The organism is Nonomuraea sp. NPDC048916 (assembly GCF_040649575.1).
Classification (GTDB): domain Bacteria; phylum Actinomycetota; class Actinomycetes; order Streptosporangiales; family Streptosporangiaceae; genus Nonomuraea.
In genome coordinates, this window is the sequence record NZ_JBEZFS010000068.1 from 1 (window position 1) to 14,951 (window position 14,951).

Genomic DNA, 14,951 nt, shown 5'->3' on the forward strand with positions numbered 1-14,951 from the left:
GGTGGGCGTTCCGGCCGACTTAAGACCGTGCCAGTTACCCCCGCGCCCGCAACAAGGCCGAAGGCCAAAAGCACCAGACCCCGGGCAATCGCGGTCGGCCGGAACGCCCACCCGCCTCCGCGGAACCCACGGAAACCACACCAGCCACCCGCACCCCGCTCACCGGCCTGGACAAACGCATCGACCTCGCTGCGTCACACCGATCGCGACGATGGCCACGGTCGGCTACAACGACGTCAGCGGGGCCCGGGCGGCTGATCACCATCCAGAGCATCTGCCGCCCACCGAGGCGCACGTACCAGAAACGGCCCCGCCAGAGCCATCACAGAGAGCACAAAAACCCCCAGTAACAACATTTACCTCGCCAAAAGTCTTGGACGCACTCACATCAGTACTGTCGGAACATGGTCCGGCTTGTCACGCCATCCACGGAGAGCGTGATGGGCCCGTCTTCGGGGGGATTTCGTCATGACCTATCAAACACGGCAGCAGCACATCACCGGCTGGGTGGGCTGGGTGTGGTTCGCGGGCCTCATGATGATCATGTCGGGCCTGTTCAACGCGATCTCGGGCCTCTACGCCATCTTCAGCGGCGACATCTACGTCCAGACGGCCAGGCGGCTGCTGCTGTTCAACGTCACCGGGTGGGGCTGGGTGCACCTCGCGCTCGGTGTGCTGCTCGTCGTCGCGGGCGTCGCCGTCTTCGGAGGGCAGATCTGGGCGCGCATCGCGGCGGTCGTCCTCGTGATGCTCAACGCGCTCACCCAGCTCACCTGGATCACGGTCAACCCGTGGTGGTCACTGGCCGTCATCGCGATCGACGTGGTCGTCCTGTACGCGCTCATCGTGCACGGCCAGGAGGCCAAGGACTTCGCCGCCCGCACCTGAGCCCGCCGCCGCCAGCAGGCGGGCGGACAGGGCACGCAGCACCGGCAGCAGGTCGGGCGGGTCGAGGACCTCGAACGCGAAGCCCTTGACGGCGACGTACAGGGCGAGTTCCTCCAGCGAGTTGGACCCGGTGTGCAGCACGCAGGCACCGGCGCCGAGGCGCTCCAGCCGTCCGGCCGCGGGTGAGGTGCGCGGGGCCACGGCCTCCAGCGGGGCGTGGAACAGGATGCGCGCCCGGTAGCGGTAGGGCGCCGAGGAGATGGCCTGTGACACGTAGGCCGCGACGTCCTCCTGGGGCGGAGTGCGAGGGGTGAAGCGGGCGCCCGGCGGCCCGAGCGGGCCTTCGATCCGGTCGACGCGGAAGGTCCGCCAGTCGGCGCGGTCCACGTCCCAGGCCAGCAGATACCAGCGGCGCGGCGTGTGCGCCAGGCGATGCGGCTCGACGGTCCGCACGGTCACGCCTTCGCGCCCCGGATAGCGCAGCCGCAGCCGGCGGTGGTCGCGGCAGGCCCCGGCGATCACGGCCAGCAGGTCGGCGGCCACGCCGGAGCCACCCCGTACGGGCCCGGTCAGCGCGACCGTGGCGGCCTCGAAGGCGCTGACCCGGTGACGCAGGCGCGCGGGCAGCACCTGCTGGAGCTTGGCCAGCGCCCGTACCGAGCTCTCCTCCAGCCCGGCCACGCTGCCGGTGGCGGCCGTGCGCAGCCCGATCGCGACCGCCACCGCCTCCTCGTCGTCGAGCAGCAGCGGCGGCAGGGCCGCGCCCACGCCCAGCCGGTAGCCGCCCGCCGCCCCGGGCGTGGCGTCGACCGGATAGCCCAGCTCGCGCAGCCGCTCGACGTCGCGCCGCACGGTCCGCAGACCGACCTCAAGCCGCTCGGCCAGCTCGGCGCCGGTCCAGTCTCCCCGCGCCTGAAGCAGCGACAGCAGACGCAGCAGACGCGCCGAGGTCTCCAGCATGCGTCCCATTCTGCCCGCCATTGGTGCCAGAACCTGACACCAATGGCTTCTACGGTCGTGGCATGACCAACGACAGCACCGTCCGGCCGTACCGGATCGACATCCCCCAGGCCGACCTCGACGACCTGCGCGAGCGGCTGGCCCGCACCCGATGGGCCCCCGACCTGCCGGGCACCGGCTGGGAGCGCGGCGTGCCGACCTCCTACCTGCGCGAGCTGGCCGCCCACTGGGCCGACGGCTACGACTGGCGGAGGCACGAGGCGGAGCTCAACGCCCACCCGCACTTCACCACCACCATCGACGGCGCGAACGTGCACTTCATGCACGTACGGTCAGCCGAGCCGGACGCCACCCCGCTGATGCTCGTGCACGGCTGGCCGGGCTCCGTCGTGGAGTTCCTCGACCTGATCGGCCCGCTCACCGACCCGGTGGCGCACGGCGGCGACCGCGCCGACGCCTTCCACCTGGTGATCCCGTCGCTGCCCGGCTACGGCTTCTCCGGTCCGCTGCCCGGCACCGGCTGGACCGACGGCCGCACCGCCTCGGCGCTGACCGAGCTGATGACCCGGCTCGGCTACGAGCGCTACGGCGTGCAGGGCGGCGACGTCGGCGCGTTCATCGCCCCGCTGATGGGCCGCGCCGCGCCCGGGCGGGTCATCGGAGTGCACGTCAACGCCCTGCTCACGTTCCCGACGGGCGATCCGGCGGTGATGGCGTCGCTCAACGAGGTGGAACGCGAGCGGCTGGCCGGCATGGAGCGGTGGCAGGAACGCTCCGGCGCGTACATGCAGATGCAGGGCACCCGGCCGCAGACCATCGCCCACGCCCTGCTCGACTCCCCGGCGGGGCAGCTGGCCTGGATCGTGGAGAAGTTCTACGAGTGGACCGACCCGGCGGCCAAGCTGCCGGAGGACGCGGTCGACCGCGACCGGATCCTCACCGACGTGAGCGTCTACTGGCTCACCGGCACGGCCGGCTCGGCCGCCCACACCTACTTCGAGCGGTTCAACGACCCGGGCATGTGGCGGCCCAGGGAGCGGGGCACCGTGCCCACGGCCGCGGCGGTGTTCACCACCGACTTCTCCGTGCGCCCGCTCGCCGAGCAGGCGCACAACGTGGTGCGCTGGACGGAGTTCGACCGCGGCGGCCACTTCGCCGCCCTGGAGGCGCCCGACCTGCTCGTCTCCGACGTGCGCGCCTTCTTCCGCGCGCTCGCCTGACTTCTCCTCCTGGTCCGGCCGGCTCCGCGTCACGCCGTCCGGCCGGGACGGACGCCGTCCGGCTGCGGCCCGGCTGCGGCCTGGAGCTCGGTCGGCACGCCTTCCGTCTCTGACCAGTTATCACGCGACCGATGAGCGCATCACGATCGGGATCGCGGGGCCGGACGCGCGTGAGCGGGCTCACCACCTGCGACCTCGTAGTTTCCCGGTGGAGTGTCGGCAGACGGTCTAATCCCGACAGGCCCTCGAAGGCGCCCACCAAAGATCAATTCCTGCTTTGGGGGGGCCACGTTCGGGAGCGGAGGGCCGGCCCGCTCGGCCAGACAGCCAGGCGGCTCAGCCCTTGATGAAGCGGCGGGTCATGTAGCGGCGCACCGGCGGGAGCGCGGCCAAGCGCAGCGGTAGCAGGCTCAGCCACAGCAGGAGCGGGTTGGTGGGGGCGTAGACGCCCTTGACCCGGCGGCCGAGTTTCTGCTTACGCTCGGCCTCGGGCCGGATGGCCGCCTCCCACGCGGCCAGCGCGGCGGGGATGTCGCCGGGGCGGGCCGCCAGTTCGGTGCCGAGCCTGTCGGCGCCGCCGACGGCAAGGGAGGAGCCGTACCCGGCGAACAGGGTGACGCACCAGGCGGCATCGCCCAGCAGGACCACGCGGCCTTTGCTCCAGGACGGTGCGACCACCTGGCTGATGGTGTCGAAGTAGACCGAATCGGCCCGCTGGAGGCCGGCGAGGGCTTCGGGGATGACCCAGCCGAGGTCGCCGTAGACGCGCTGCAGTTCAGTGGCCACGTCTTCGCCCGGGCGGGCGTGGCTTGTGCGGTAGCCGAAGAAAGCGACGTTGCGGCCGTCGGGGATGCTGATGACCGCGGCGGTGCGGCCGCTGGATGACAGGGTGCCGGTGGCGCCGGTGGCGATGGTGGCGGGGCACTTGTCGAGCATGTAGACGGCGACCTTGTGCTCCAGGTCGAGCAGGAAGTCCTCTTCCGGGCCGAACAGCAGGGCGCGGGTGGCCGAGTGCAGGCCGTCGGCGCCGATCAGCAGATCACCTTCCTCGATGCTGCCGTCGGTCAAGGTCACGCGTACGGTGAGCTCGTCCTGGTCGACGGCGGTCAGGCTGGCGCCGAAGCGGATCTCGGCGTGGCCCTCGACCTTTTCGTACAGGACGGCTTCCAGGTCGCCGCGCAGGATGGTGATCGAGCGGGGGCCGGTGGTGGCGGCGATGGTGGCGCGGTCGAGGGAGAAGCGGCGTTCGCCGTTCGGCTTGTGGTAGACGAGTTCGTCGGTGATGAAGCCCTTCTTGAGCAGGTCGGGCAGGATGCCCACGCGTTCGGCTGCGTCGTAGCCGATGCCGCCGAAGGTGACGGCGTAGCCGCCGCCACGGCGGGCCGGGGCGCGTTCGATGATGAGGGTGTCCCAGCCGATCTGGTGCAGGCGCAGGGCGGTGGCCAGGCCGGCGATGCCGGCTCCGATGATGATGGCGCGCATGAAAGGGAGTTCTTCCTTAACGTGAGAGCTGGTCGACAAGCCGCTGTTCGGCGGCGGCATCCAGCCAGGTGTCGGGCGAGGGCGCGTCGGCGCGGGGGGTCGGGTCGCCTTCGGTCTGCAGCCAGGTCCAGGTGTCGGCAAGGGTGTCGCGCATCGGGCGCGTGGTGAGCCCCTCGGCCAGGACGGCGCTGACGTCGGCGTCATGCATGCCGCTCGGCGCGCTGCCGTCCGGCAGGCGTAGCCCGAGCTCCATGCCGAGCGGCAGGCCGTGCCGCAGGAGCAGTTCCGGCTGGGCCCACACCAGTTCGGTGTCGAAGCCGGTGACCTCCAGCGCCGTGGTGAGCAGGTCCCCGAGGGTGATCGCGCCCGGCGGGCCGGTCGTGGTGAAGGCGCCACTCAGCCCGCGTTCGGCCGACTGGAGCATCCAGGCGGCCAGATCCCGGACGTCGAGATACTGCAGCGGCATCTGGGCCGGAGCGGGAGCCAGGACGCGCCCGCCCTTCTCCAGGCGGCGCAGCCACCACGGGATGCGGCCGACGTCCTCATACGGGCCCAGGATCATCCCCGCCCTGGCCAGCAGCGCCGGCCCGGGGAAGGATTCCAGGACGGCGAGTTCGCCGCCGCGCTTGGCCGCGGCGTAGTCGGCGTCGTCCGTGCTGGCGGGGTCGCCGTCGACCAGGGGCGCCTGCTCGTTCGCATGCGCGGGCCAGGGCCAGCGGTGCACGCCTCGGCTGGAGACGTAGCCGTAGTGCGCGGTTCGGCCGGACAGCAGGCGGGCGCTGTCGCGCACCACTCGGGGTGCCCAGGCCCAGGTGTCGATGACCGCGTCCCACTCCTCGCGGCCCAGCGCCAGCCGTACGGACTCAGGCTCTGTGCGGTCGGCGATGAGCGCCCGCACCCCGGGAGCGGGGTCGCGGCTGAGCCCGCGGTTGAGCGTGCTCACCTCATCGCCGCGCTGCAGCGCGGTCTCCACGACAGCGCGGCCGACGTGGTGGGTGCCGCCGAGGACAAGCAGTTTCATGACGCTCCTGGGATGAGGGGCAGCCAGAGGGCTGACGGGTGCTGGTGGTCGTGGAAGATCTCGTGTTCCGAGGCGCGCAGGTCTCGCCCGGTCGCGAGGGGTTCGCCGGCGCCGGGGTTGCGGCCGAAGCGTGGGTGGGCGCGCAGCCAGCTCAGCGTTCCGTCGCCGTCGGCCGGGTCGATGACGAACCCGTCGAAGCGGCCCCCGGATCCGGCCGTGCCGCGCAGGCTCTGGTACAGCACCTGGTAGCCGCGCTCGGCCAGCATCGCAGGGAGCCGGTCCAGGGCGTTGCCGCGGCCGTACGGGCTGCGCAAGAGCACGAGCGGCGGACGTCGTTGGCCCGCCGGGTAGTAGTGCGTGGCCAGCAGCCGCACACCATCGGCGGCCGGGATCTCCACGTTGCGCCGCACGCGCACCCGGTGACGCAGGGCGGGGCGCACGCCGTACAAGCGGCTGAGCAGGGTCATGGCCGGTCACCTTCCTGTCGACGTAGATGAGCTGTCACATCGCCGACCAGGCTTCCCGGCACACCATCGAACCTCCCGCGAGAGGCCGATACGAGAACTATACCGACTTTTCAGAAATTTCTGAACTCTCGGTGTATTCGATATTCTGCTTCCGCAAGGAGGCACATGTGAACGACAGGCATGAGCAGTGGCAGGCGGCCGAACGGCTGGCCCTGACCCTGATCGAAGGCGGGCTCCAGCGCATGTCCGCGCGCACCCTGGCGATCTTCCTGTTCACCGACCAGGACAGCGTCACCGCAGGCGAGATCGCCGAGCGGCTGGAGGCCAGCGCGGGCTCGGTCTCCGGCGCGATCAAATCCCTGCTGACGGTCGGCCTGATCGAACGCCTGCCCTCACCCGGCAGCCGCCGCGAGCACTACCGGCTCCGCGACGACGCCTGGGCCACCCTGTTCACCAGCCAGAACACCGTCATCCAGGCCATGCTCCAAGCCGCGGCCGCCGGAATCGCCGCCACCGACGAGGGCGATCCTGCCCGTCAGCGCCTGGCGCAGATGCACGCCTTCTACGACTTTCTGCTCGGTGAGCTGCCCGCTCTGCTGGACCGCTGGCACCAGCAGAGCGGCTGACCCAACCCGCCGATCCCGCCTGGCCGAGGTCGATGCGCTCAGCCCCGGCCGGGGTGCATTTTCGTGTGAGCGGATAGCCTGAGACTCCCGAAGCGATGGCTGCTTCAGCCGGTGGCGAGGAATTCGCGGATCTTCGCGGCGATGCGGGGCGGTCAGGGCCGAACCAGATCATGTGGCTGTCGGCCTGGGTGTCCACCAGTTCGGCGTTCGGCATGGTCGAAGCCAGGGACTCGGCGTAGGCGAAGGGCGCCGATCTGTCGAGGCGGGTGGCGATGACCAGCGCGGACTGGTCGGCTTGTCCGGCGCAGTCGAGCACGGGAAGCATGTCGGCGACGAAACCGCGGCCCGAGCGCATCAGGGTGAACAGCCCAGCCAGCGTGGCACGTTCGGTGGTGGTCAGGCCCGTCAGGACTTGGCGCACGGGCAGGGCTGACAGCTCACGCAGCAGCAGGCCCAGCCCCAAGGGCGGGGCCAGGCGCGGTGGCAGCAGGTGCACTCGCTGACCTGGTGGAGCTGGCCGAAGGTGTAACAGGCGCGGCAGTACCGGCCCGGGAGCACGCCCCAGGCGAAACAGGCCACGCGACTGGCCGCTGCCCTATCCGGCGCGATGTGACCCATCACACCGGCGGCAGGCTGCGCCCGTCACGGCGCTTGGGCATCACCGTTGGCCCGCTCCCCGAGGAGGCGGCAGCAGAGTCTTTCTGCTGGTCATCGACCCGCAGGACCTTGTCTGGCTCAGGAATCAGCAGTTCCTCCGCAGCCCCGGACCCGGTAGCCCTTCATGGCGGCCTCTGTTCCGAGGGCGATGAGCAGGTGCGAATTGCCGGTTCCGGGATCGCCGATGAGGCATGGGGGTCGCCCCTTCTTGACCCCATTCGCAAGGATCACCGGTGCAAGCCACATGACCTGCGGGGATGGCATTATCGGCAGGCACAGAGCCGCCCCGGGAGATGACGGATGTCCTTGGACGGCTCGCGGTCGTCCAAGGCGAAAGGGTCCGTCTGCGGCGTGCGCGCCGACCTCTGTTTCTCAACCCCGGTCTCCAGGATCACGCCCAGTTGTAGGCGAGGTTCACGGCCAGCGCGGCAACAGCGGTGGCAAAGAATCCCGCCCAATTCGCGAGCTTGCGGGAACCCACTCGCAGGTGTGCAAGAAGCGCGCCAACGAAGTACAGCACGAGGCCGCTCGCAGCGAGTGTCCCCAGCATCGGCACGCGGAACCCGCCCAGCAACCCCAGAGAGCCCGCCGCCAGCATCATGCCCAACACCGGCACCCACGACCGTGGCAAGCGCTTCATGTCCGCCTGCGCCTTGGGAAACTCGTGTCCGATCAGGTAGACCACGGCTGCGCTGCCGTACAGCAGCGAGGCGAAGATGGTGACCGTGACGTAGGCAGCGAACATGAGCACTCCTTTATGGTTGATTGTCGCCCTGGTGTCTCATTAGTCCGACGAAACAACAGCCGGAAATGTCAGGCGACGCCTTCTCATCGAGCGTCAGACCCCTCACACCGCGGGCGCCGGCTGTTCGAGGCGCGGGCCGCCCTTCAGCCACATGGCCGAACCCGGTTTGCTGGCCTCGCGGCGGATCCTCGTCACCGCGAACCTGCAGGTGAACTCCTTGATCGCCGCACCCATACGGCCGCCCACGTAGGCGTTCATCGCGGTGTCGTCCTTGTGGGCGATCTGCCGTACGGCGATGCGCCGGCCGAGGCTGACACACGCCCCCGAGAAGGCCAGGCTGATCACCGCCGGTTCGGTCCCGGCGATGCGGCTCAGCACGGTGTTGGCGGCTTGCGCCCCGAGCGGCCCGGCGGCGTAGCAGCTCATCCGGAGCGGCCGCCCCGACGGAGCGGCGGCGTCGCCGGCCGCGACGATGCGGTCGTCGTCGATGCTGGTCAGCGTCTCGTCGGTGAGCAGCCGGCCGAGCTCGTCGGTCTGCAGCCCGCTCGCGGCCGCCAGCTCCGGCACACCGAAACCGCCCGCCCAGATGGTCAGCGCGCTCGTACGCGCCGCGCCGCCGGCGAAGACGAGCGCGTCCGGCCGAACCTCGCTGACCATGGCATCCTCGAGCACCGCGACACCGTGCCGGGACAGCCACCTGGCCACGGCCCGGCGGCCTGACGGGCTGAATGACGGAGCCAGGCTCCGGCCACACACCAGCGTGACCGCGCGTCCTTGCTCGGTCAGCTCGGCGGCCGTCTCGATGCCGGTCAACCCGCCGCCGACCACGGTGATGGGAGCGTCGAGGGGCAGCTCCTCCAGCCTGGTGCGCAGCCGCTGCGCGGACTCGAACTCGGCGATGCCGTACGCGAACTCGGCGGCGCCGGGCACCGACGGCGGTATCGTCGCGGTGCTGCCAACCGCGTAGATCAGGTAGTCGTAGTCCAGCGTGCGGCCGGACGCCAGGAGCACCGTGCGGGCGAAGGTGTCGATGACCGCGGCGCTGTCGACGGCCAGCCGGACGCCCTCGCCCAGTAGCGTGCCGTAGTCCACGGTGGCCTGGCCAGTGCCGGCCACGAACTGGTGCAGCCGGACCCGTTCGACGAACTCCGGGCGGGGATTGACCAGGGCGATGTCGACGTCGGCACGCATCCGCAGATGGTTGGCCGCGAGCGCTCCGGCGTAACCGCCACCGATGACGACGACCTTGTTGTTGGACATGGCGAGGTTCCCTTCTCGATCACAGCGGTGTTGTGAGGCATTAGCCTGCGCCGGCGCGGGGTGTCCCACCAGTACGACGACGCACCCCGGCCGAATGTCAGGCGACGCGCCGACCTGACATTCCGCGCCGTTGCCTCGTCGTACTGATGAAGGCGGAGACGAGGAAGGAAGTGCGGCACCCAATGACCACCCCGGATCCAGGCGTGAGCGCGATCATGAGCGAACGGGCTCTGCTGATCAATGTCGCCTACCGGCTCCTCGGCTCCATGGCCGAGGCCGAGGATGTCGTCCAGGAGACCTACGCCCGCTGGTACTCCATGTCCCCGGCGCAGCAAGAGGCCATCGGATCCCCCGGCGGCTGGCTGACGAAGGTCGCCACCCGGATCTGCTTCGACCTGCTCGGTTCGGCACGGGTTCGGCGCGAGAGCTACGTGGGCGAGTGGATTCCCGAGCCGCTGCCCGACCTCACGGAGTGGAACAGCGAGCGGCCGGGCAGCATCACCGTCGACCCGGCCGACCGGGTCACGCTCGACGAATCGGTCAACATGGCCTTCCTCGTCGTGCTCGAATCGATGACTCCGGCCGAGCGCGTCGCGTTCATCCTGCACGACGTCTTCGGCTACTCCTTCGCCGAAGTGGCCGAGATCGTCGGCCGTACGCCCGCGGCATGTCGCCAACTGGCCTTCTCGGCCCGCCGCCGCATCGGCGCGGCGCAGGTTCCCGCGACTCCGGCGGTACGGCAGGCCCGCGTCGTCAGGGAGTTCAAGCGGGCCTGGGAGGCCAAGGACATCGACGCCCTCATCGCGCTTCTCGACCCCGACGCCACGGTGATCGCCGATGGCGGCGGCCGGGTCGGCACCATGCTCCGCCCGATCGAGGGCGCCGCGCAGATCGTGCGCTCGCTGGTCAACCTCGCCGGCAGGCAACGCGACCTGACGGTCCTGGAGCGGACGGTCAACGGCAGGCCCGGCCTGGTGGCCGAGCAGGACGGCGCCATCGTGACGGTGGTGGCGTTCGATGTCGAGGGCGACCGGATCAAGCACATCTGGGTGGTGCGTAACCCCGACAAGCTCCGGTCGTGGACGGCGCGTTCCTAGATGCGAGATCATGAATGGAGATGGCCCCCCTCCTGTATCAAGCACTACCGGGAGCGGTTGCCGACCCAGCATGAGCACGCACGCGAGATCCGTGCTCTGCTGGGTACCGGGAGAACGTCGTGGCGATCAAGCAGCATTGGCCGGACATGCTTCAGGTCGCCGGGTCGCTGGTCACCAATCAGGTGCGGGCTTATGACCTGATCCGGATGATGACGGCCGAGGGCCGCACTACCAGCCTGGGGCGCGCGTTCGCGCACTACGGGCGGATCTTCAAGTCGATGCACCTGCTGCACGTGGCCCATCTGGAGGACTACCGGCGGATGATGGGCGCTCAGCTGAATGTCGGCGAGGGCCGCAACGGACTGGCCCGCGCGGTCTACTTCGGCAACCTAGGCCAGCTGCGGCGCAGCTACGAGCGCGGCATGGAGGACCAGCTCGGTCCGTCGCAGCCGTTAGCGATGGGGCCCGTGTTGTAGTACGACTCGAGCTCGGTGGCATGGTTGGGTACGCGCGGAACGGATTGGTGCACCGGCGGCGGCCAGCCGGTGCACTGGGCGGAGAAGCCGTCGGCCCGCCCGGTGACCGCGTTGGGATCGAGGGCTGCTGGCAAGGGGCCCATGCGCCGGGCCGAGCCGGCTGGGGTTGCTCGTTACAGAAGACGGCCTGGCCGGTGGTCGCGCTGAACCGCTCCGGGGTGTCGGCCGGTGGGGCCTCAGAGCTCCCTGCCCAAGATGTCAGCATCCCCTGATGGCGTCAGGGTTCGCCGGGCCTCAGGACTGGCCGCAGGTCGCGGGGCAGAACTTGACCTCGGGGTAGCGCGAGGATGGCTTGTCCAGGAGGGGTTGCCGCTTGGACTTCAGGTGCTGGTCGAGGAAGGCTGCCACGTAGGTGCGGGTGAGCTCGGCGACGCGCGCCGCGGGCAGAACGCCGTAGGCAGGCTTGACGCCGAGGGCGCCCGCCATCAGCGGGCCGTCGGTGAAGGACTGGTGTTCCGCGCCCGACAGCACGAGCCAGCGCTTCCACCCGGTCAGCAGCTTCCAGTCGCGGTCCCATGAATTGTCGCGGCTGCCGGGGGTGTGCTGCGGCGAACCCAGGAACATGAACGGCCGGGAGAACCCGCTCTTGGGGATGCGGGCGTAGGTAGTGCCGTCCATGTCGATGCCGGCGCGCACGCGGGAGTCCTTCAGCATGGCCGCCATGGCGCTGGCCCCGCCCATCGACTGGCCTGCCATCGCGATTTTGGAGCGGTCGATCAGACTGGCGCCGTCCCACTTCGATGGGAGCTGGTCGAGTACGAAGGAGACGTCGGCCGCCCGTCCCTGGACCACCCTGGTGCCGAAGCCCGGGTCGGTGTCGCTGTCGCAGGCGAGGCATTCGGCGACCCGCCCGCCGGGGAAGATGGTGGCGTAGTTCTCGTAGGTGTGGTCGATGCCGGCCACGACGTACCCGCGGCTGGCCAGGTCCTCGGCCAGGGACGTGAGAGTGATCATCGGATTGGTGAAGCCGGGGGACAGCACCACCAGCGGAAGCTTCTCCCCTGCGGGTTCGGCGTCTTCGATGGCGTTCGTCCGCGTCTTGCTCAGCGTGTCGGACGGCACGCCCGCGATCTCGGAGCCCCTCAGGAAGAGCTCCGACTCCTTCGGCGTCATGTACGGCGCCCGCTCCCCGTCCTCCTGCTCGGTCGGGTACCACAGGGTGACCTTGAGCTCCCTGGTCTGGACGTCGAGGTTCCACGGATCGGGGCGGGAGGTGTCGTTCACATACAGGATGGTGGTGCCGACCGGATGGTCGCCGGTAGGCGCGGGCAGGACGGCCGGACCGGTGGGCGTGGCCGACGGGCTGGTAGCCGACCGGGGCGCCGTGGGCGCGGAGCAGGCGGACGCGGCGAGGACGACCAGCCCTGCGGCTACTGCCAGGATCTGTCTCATCGAGAGGTCCATTCACTTCTCCAGCAGGGTCAGCGCCTTGGCCAGGGCGGGGTCGCGCCCGGCGGTCGCGTCCTTCGGGGTCAGGGGCACGTAGTGGTCGGGCGGCACGCCGATCCGGTCGAGCGTCTCGCGATCGGGCCCCAGATGGTGCCTGAGGGGGAAGGCCAGCATGGTGTTGTTGCCGAGCTGGAACGGCTCCGAGGGGCCGGAGATGACACCGGCGGTCCTAGTGCCGACCAGGTGGCCGATACCCAGGTCCTTGACCGCGGAGCTGAAGTGCTCACACGCCGAGGCGCAACTGCGGTCGGTGAGCACTGCCAGCGGCAGGTTGAGCAGTTCGACGGTGTCGTCGGTCCGCAGGGCTTCGCACTTGGCGTCCACAGTGCACAGGTAGGCGGTGACCTTGCCATGGACGAAAGCGCTCACCAGCCGGATCGCTTCAGGGGCGCTGCCGCCGCCGTTACCCCGCAGGTCCAGCACGACACCTGTGAGCGTCCGGCCGGTGCGCAGCCGGGAGATCGCCTTGAAGACCCGGTCCGCGGCGTCGGGAGCGAACCCGCGCAACCGCACATAGGCGGTGCCGTCTTCCAGCAGCTTCGACGTCACCCCTTGCAGGGTGGCCAGATCCCGCTGGTAAACGCCGGGCTTGAGCGTCACGCTCCAGCGGCGGCCGGTGCTCTGCCGCAAAAGCTGCAGCTCGACCGGGTCGGCTTCGGGGTACTGCGGGTAGAGGGCGGCGATCGCGGGGGTGGGCTTCCCGTCGATGAAGGGCGCCGATCCGTCGATCGATTCGATGATGTCGCCCGGACGCACTCCAGTGGCCTGCGCCGCGCCGCCCTCCACGGTGGTGACGAACAGCGGGGGAAGTGCGGCGCCGGGGTTGCCGTTCACCTGAGGTCCGTTGACGCTCGCCTGAAGACCCAGGCCGTAACCGTCACCGGCATAGTAGTCGGGGGGCTGCCCTCCGACGTCGTGCACCCATCTGGCGTGATTGTCGCCGAGGGCGGCCACGATGGCCTCCAGGGTGACGACGGCCAGCTTGTCGCTCAGGTCGGGGACCTGAGCGGTAACCTTCCGATAGACGGCCTCGAAAGCGGTCCAGTCGGCTTCCCGGTCACCGGTCAGCGCCGGCATGGTCGCCTCGGAGACATCACGTCCGTTGAGGTTGAGTTCCCGCGTCAACGCGATGAACCCGGCGGTCAGCAGCGAGCGGGCGTCCAGCGTGGCGCCGCTGTAGTAGTTGCCGAGGATGCAGTGGTACGCCTGCTCGATGACGTCGATCGTGGTGGGCGTCTGCGCCGGGAGACGGTCCTGAGGCGGCGCGCAGACCGTACTGCCTGCCGCGCTCGACTCGCTGCGCGGCGCCGTCGGCGCCGTACAGGCCGCGGCCAGGACGAGGGCGAGCCCGGCGGTCGCGGCCCTGAACACGGTCATGACAGGCGCCTCCGGATCCACCAGAACGACAACCACGTCAGGCCGGCGGTAAGCAGGGCGTAGATCCCAGTCTCGATCCACTGGAACAGCCAGAAGCGCTCAAGGGGCTGGTAGGTCGCCTGCTGCCGGTAGCCGAGGCGGTTGACCTCGCCCAAGCAGCCGTCCCCGGCGCCCGCCGCCGCATTCCCCGGTGCGCATGGTCCCGACGTCGAGGAGACATTGATGACGGCTCCGGCACCGCTGCTGCCGCCGGAGATCACGCGTCCGGATGGGTCGAGCAGTTCGTTGGTCAGGACCCAGGAACCCGGCTGGTCGGGAACGGCCTCCCTCAACAACAGCCGCGGGGCCGCGCCTCCCTCCCCGGGGATGCTGAGGCTCTCCATGTTCGCCATGCCGAGCTCGAAGGTCGCGGTCACCGGTGACATCAGATGGGGACGGACCAGCGTCGGCATGGCGAGCTGGATCGCGGCGAAAACGGCCAGCGTGAGGGCCATGGCGGGCAGCGTGCGGCGCACCATCATGCCCACGGTCACGCCGAGGACGAAGGCGAAGGCCGCGTACCCCATCGGGGCGATGCCGCGCGCACCGAACACCAGGGGAGCCATCAGGGCCATGCCCTCGGCGGCCGACTCGTCCAGGGGGCCGGACCACCAGCTCACCATGAGTCCGCATAGGCCGGCGGCGGCCGCGGCCATCAGGCCGGTGAGCCCGAGCTTGACCGCCAGCCAGCGGCCGCGGGTGACGCTCTGGTTCCACACCAGCAGGTGCGTGCCCGACTCCAGCTCGCGGGTGATCAACGGTGCTCCCCAGAAGAGCCCGGCGAGGACGGGCAGGAGCAGCACGACGAGCGACAGGGCCATGAACGAGGTCTCGTGCCCGCCGAAGAACCGGTCGTAGAAGCGGTCGCAGGTGTTGTCCTGGGTGCAGGCTGCGATCCCGGCGGAGTAGTCGGAGGCCAAGCCGGGGCCGGTCAGGGCCAGGGCGGTGGCGAGGATGACGAGCAGGGCGGCCATCATCGCGGCCGAGCCGCGGAACTGGCGCCAGGTCAGCCAGATCATCGCTGCACCTCCAGGACGGCTCGCCGGTTGTCGGCGGTGCGCTTGTCCATGTAGGCCAGGACGAGGTCTTCCAGGCTGAGCTGGGTGACCGTCCAGGCGGGGTCGTGG

General features: G+C 70.1%; 14 protein-coding genes. 5 read left to right on the forward strand and 9 right to left on the reverse strand.

Going from position 1 to position 14,951, the window contains the following annotated elements; all coding sequences use genetic code 11:
- Positions 1-468 precede the first annotated feature (468 nt).
- Positions 469-888 carry a hypothetical protein gene (locus tag AB0C16_RS38615; RefSeq protein WP_357690856.1) on the forward strand — a complete coding sequence of 140 codons (420 nt, stop codon included), beginning with the start codon at positions 469-471 and terminating at the stop codon, positions 886-888.
- Here the strand turns inward: AB0C16_RS38615 and AB0C16_RS38620 are convergent.
- Positions 799-1,848: a WYL domain-containing protein gene (locus AB0C16_RS38620; protein WP_357690858.1), complete on the reverse strand. Its 1,050-nt coding sequence runs from the start codon at positions 1,846-1,848 to the stop codon at positions 799-801. The genes AB0C16_RS38615 and AB0C16_RS38620 overlap by 90 nt on opposite strands.
- Positions 1,849-1,910: 62 nt before the next feature.
- Between AB0C16_RS38620 and AB0C16_RS38625 the strand changes: the two genes are divergently transcribed.
- On the forward strand, positions 1,911-3,068 hold the full coding sequence (locus tag AB0C16_RS38625) for an epoxide hydrolase family protein (protein ID WP_357690860.1): 1,158 nt from the start codon (positions 1,911-1,913) through the stop codon (positions 3,066-3,068).
- A 336-nt stretch (positions 3,069-3,404) separates the two neighbouring features.
- Here the strand turns inward: AB0C16_RS38625 and AB0C16_RS38630 are convergent, their stop codons facing one another.
- Genes AB0C16_RS38630 through AB0C16_RS38640 form a run of 3 tightly spaced genes read right to left on the reverse strand, consistent with a single transcriptional unit; the run spans position 3,405 to position 6,038 of the window.
- A complete protein-coding gene (locus AB0C16_RS38630; RefSeq protein ID WP_357690862.1) occupies positions 3,405-4,550 on the reverse strand; it encodes an FAD-dependent monooxygenase in 1,146 nt (381 codons plus the stop codon).
- Positions 4,551-4,566: 16 nt separating this feature from the next.
- Positions 4,567-5,571, reverse strand: coding sequence for a reductase (locus tag AB0C16_RS38635; protein WP_357690864.1), 1,005 nt, complete (start codon positions 5,569-5,571; stop codon positions 4,567-4,569).
- Entirely contained in the window at positions 5,568-6,038 is a 471-nt protein-coding gene (locus AB0C16_RS38640) for a CocE/NonD family hydrolase (RefSeq protein WP_357690867.1), read from the reverse strand. Before AB0C16_RS38640 ends, AB0C16_RS38635 begins: the two co-directional genes overlap by 4 nt.
- Before the next feature lie 167 nt (positions 6,039-6,205).
- Here AB0C16_RS38640 and AB0C16_RS38645 point away from each other — a divergent pair, with 167 nt between their 5' ends.
- The gene (locus tag AB0C16_RS38645; protein ID WP_357690869.1) at positions 6,206-6,664 is read left to right on the forward strand and encodes a MarR family transcriptional regulator; all 459 of its coding nucleotides are present in this window, start codon (positions 6,206-6,208) and stop codon (positions 6,662-6,664) included.
- A gap of 1,048 nt (positions 6,665-7,712) precedes the next feature.
- Here the strand turns inward: AB0C16_RS38645 and AB0C16_RS38650 are convergent.
- Positions 7,713-8,066, reverse strand: coding sequence for a DoxX family protein (locus AB0C16_RS38650; RefSeq protein WP_357690871.1), 354 nt, complete (start codon positions 8,064-8,066; stop codon positions 7,713-7,715).
- Between the two features lie 102 nt (positions 8,067-8,168).
- Entirely contained in the window at positions 8,169-9,326 is a 1,158-nt protein-coding gene (locus AB0C16_RS38655) for an FAD-dependent oxidoreductase (RefSeq protein WP_357690873.1), read from the reverse strand.
- 215 nt (positions 9,327-9,541) lie between these two features.
- On the opposite strand from AB0C16_RS38655, the gene sigJ reads away from it, so the two are divergent.
- Together sigJ and AB0C16_RS38665 are read left to right on the forward strand one after the other, a co-directional pair.
- Positions 9,542-10,423 carry an RNA polymerase sigma factor SigJ gene (gene sigJ, locus AB0C16_RS38660; RefSeq protein WP_357690875.1) on the forward strand — a complete coding sequence of 294 codons (882 nt, stop codon included), beginning with the start codon at positions 9,542-9,544 and terminating at the stop codon, positions 10,421-10,423.
- Between the two features lie 119 nt (positions 10,424-10,542).
- On the forward strand, positions 10,543-10,899 hold the full coding sequence (locus AB0C16_RS38665; RefSeq protein ID WP_357690877.1) for a Tn3 family transposase: 357 nt from the start codon (positions 10,543-10,545) through the stop codon (positions 10,897-10,899).
- 294 nt (positions 10,900-11,193) lie between these two features.
- On the opposite strand, the gene AB0C16_RS38670 is transcribed toward AB0C16_RS38665, so the two are convergent.
- From AB0C16_RS38670 to AB0C16_RS38680, 3 genes are read right to left on the reverse strand one after another with little or no spacing between them, the layout of a single operon-like run.
- The gene (locus tag AB0C16_RS38670) at positions 11,194-12,351 is read right to left on the reverse strand and encodes an alpha/beta hydrolase (protein WP_357690879.1); all 1,158 of its coding nucleotides are present in this window, start codon (positions 12,349-12,351) and stop codon (positions 11,194-11,196) included.
- A gap of 12 nt (positions 12,352-12,363) precedes the next feature.
- Positions 12,364-13,785: a S41 family peptidase gene (locus tag AB0C16_RS38675; RefSeq protein WP_357690881.1), complete on the reverse strand. Its 1,422-nt coding sequence runs from the start codon at positions 13,783-13,785 to the stop codon at positions 12,364-12,366.
- Complete coding sequence (locus AB0C16_RS38680; RefSeq protein ID WP_357690883.1) at positions 13,782-14,843, reverse strand: ABC transporter permease; 1,062 nt, start codon at positions 14,841-14,843, stop codon at positions 13,782-13,784. The genes AB0C16_RS38675 and AB0C16_RS38680 overlap by 4 nt, the downstream gene beginning before the upstream one ends.
- Positions 14,844-14,951: the final 108 nt, after the last annotated feature.